We start from the raw sequence: 2,097 nt of genomic DNA, 5'->3' as shown, positions 1-2,097 counted from the left end.
TCGCCGCCGCCATCCGCGCCGCCATGCCGGAGGCCGAGCCGCGCGTGCGCACGCAGCCGCTCGCCCTCGACGACGAGACGGTCGCCGAACGCGTCGCTGCCATCGCCGGCCATCTCGGCCGCGCCGTCCACCACATCACGGTGCAGCGTGTCGGCGAGGCGTGGTCGGTCGCCTACGACCTCGAAGCCGACGGGGCGCTGCCGCTGGCCGGGGCGCACGCCCTGGCGTCGGAGCTGGAGGCGGCGATCCGCGCCGAGTTGGGCGACGCCGTCGAGGTGGAGACCCACATCGAGCCGCGCTGCGGCCATCCGGTGCACAGCCGCGACGCCGCCCCGGCGACGCTCGCGGCGATCCGCGCCCAGCTGACCGAGGCCGCGGCGGCGAACCCCGGCCTGCACGACGTCCACGCCCTGCGGGTGCGCGAGGCGGACGGGCGGCTTTATGTCGTCTTCCATTGCCACGCCGACGCCGACATGCCGGTGGCCGACGCGCACGAGGCGATCGACCGGGTGGAGCGGCGGGTCCGCTCGTCCTGGCCGGCGATCCTGCGCATCGTCGGCCACGCCGAGCCGGCCCATTGAAGAAGGACGATCCGTTGACCCAGTGCCCCTGCGGCTCCGGCCGCGCGTTCGACGACTGCTGCGGCCCGATCATCGCGGGCGCCCCGGCGCCGACGGCCGAGGCGCTCATGCGCTCGCGCTACACCGCCTACGTGCGCGGCGACCTCGACCACGTCGAGAACACCCACGCTCGCGAGATCCGCGACGACTTCAACCGCGCCGAGGCGGAGCGGATGGCCGGCGAGGCCGACTGGCAGGGGCTGGACGTGCTGACCGCCGAGGAGGCCGAGGACGGCACCGCCACGGTGGAGTTCCGCATCCGCTTCCGCCGCGACGGCCAGGATCTCGCCCACCACGAGCGGGCCAGTTTCCGCCGCGATGACGGACGGTGGCTGTACGCGCACGGCGAGGTGAACCCGAAATCGCCGCCGCGCCACGTGGTCAAGATCGGCCGCAACGACCCGTGCCCCTGCGGGTCCGGCAAGAAGCACAAGAAGTGCTGCGGCGCCTGAGCCGCGGGAGGGAGAAGCGCCCATGGAACAGCGGTTCGCCTGCACGGCGTGCGGGGCCTGTTGCCACGGCTGGCTGCCGCTGACGCTGGACGACGCGGTGGCGCACGCCGGGCGCTTTCCGCTGGCGATGGTGTGGACGCCGCTGCGCCAGGGCGCCCGGGCGTTCGCGCACACCGCGCGCCTGGGCACCACGGTGCGGCTGCGCGACCGCAAGACGCTGGCCGTGGTCATCGCGCCGACCGCCTACATCCCGCCGTCGTTCCCCTGTCCCGAGCTGGCCGCGGACGGCCGCTGCGCCATCCACGAGGGCAAGCCGTCGCGCTGCCGCGCCATGCCGTTCTACCCCTACCGCGAGGAGGCCGACCAGGCGGACATGCTGGTCCCACGCAAGGGCTGGGCGTGCGACACGTCGGCGCCGGCGCCGGTGGTCTACCGCGACCGCCGCATCGTCGAGCCGGCCGACTTCGACCGAGAGCACGAGCAGCTCCAGCGTCAGGCCCCCGTCCTGCGCGTCTACGCCGAGTACGCGCTGAAATACACGCCGTGGATCCTCGACAGCCTGGCGAAGGCGGCGGCGCGACCGGCGGCCGGCGGGGTGGTGACCAGCCTCAGTTCCTTCCTGACCGCGGCGCGGCGCCCGGACGCGGCCGCCCTGGCGGCCCAGCAGGAGCCGGTGCTGGCCGCCTTCGCCGCGCGCACGTCCGGGGATCCGGCGCTGGCCGACTACCACCGCAACTACGTGGCCTGGGGCAAGGAGATGGCCAGCATGGCCCGCCGCGCCGCCGCGCCGTAAGCTGTGGCCTCCAGCAGGCACTCAGTGTCCGCCCTCTCCGGCCAGACGGTGGCAGGCCTCGCAACTGGCCTTGGAGCCGACCTCCTTGCGGAGCGGGATGTCGGCGCGGACGTCGTTCTCGTTCAGTGCCGCTCTTGTCGCTGTGCCGATAGGATCCGGCCATCCAGCGGGGCTATGGTCAGGAGGACTGGATCTCCGACCGTGTCGGTGGCCTGGGCTCGGTAGGTGCCGT

Annotated in this window: 3 protein-coding genes; all 3 read left to right on the top strand. The window is 73.9% G+C overall.

Annotated elements, in window-relative coordinates:
• Nucleotides 1-581 (top strand): cation transporter dimerization domain-containing protein (locus ACRWK7_RS34355; RefSeq protein WP_431862227.1); only part of this gene is annotated, 581 nt, incomplete at its 5' end.
• A gap of 14 nt (nt 582-595) precedes the next feature.
• Nucleotides 596-1,072, top strand: a complete 477-nt coding sequence (locus ACRWK7_RS34350; protein ID WP_431862225.1) for a YchJ family protein — start codon at nt 596-598, stop codon at nt 1,070-1,072.
• A 22-nt stretch (nt 1,073-1,094) separates the two neighbouring features.
• Nucleotides 1,095-1,865 carry a YkgJ family cysteine cluster protein gene (locus tag ACRWK7_RS34345; RefSeq protein WP_431862223.1) on the top strand — a complete coding sequence of 257 codons (771 nt, stop codon included), beginning with the start codon at nt 1,095-1,097 and terminating at the stop codon, nt 1,863-1,865.
• Nucleotides 1,866-2,097 lie beyond the last annotated feature (232 nt).

The sequence above is a fragment of the Azospirillum sp. genome (assembly GCF_050789165.1).
This window is presented reverse-complemented; position numbering and strand designations above follow the sequence as displayed.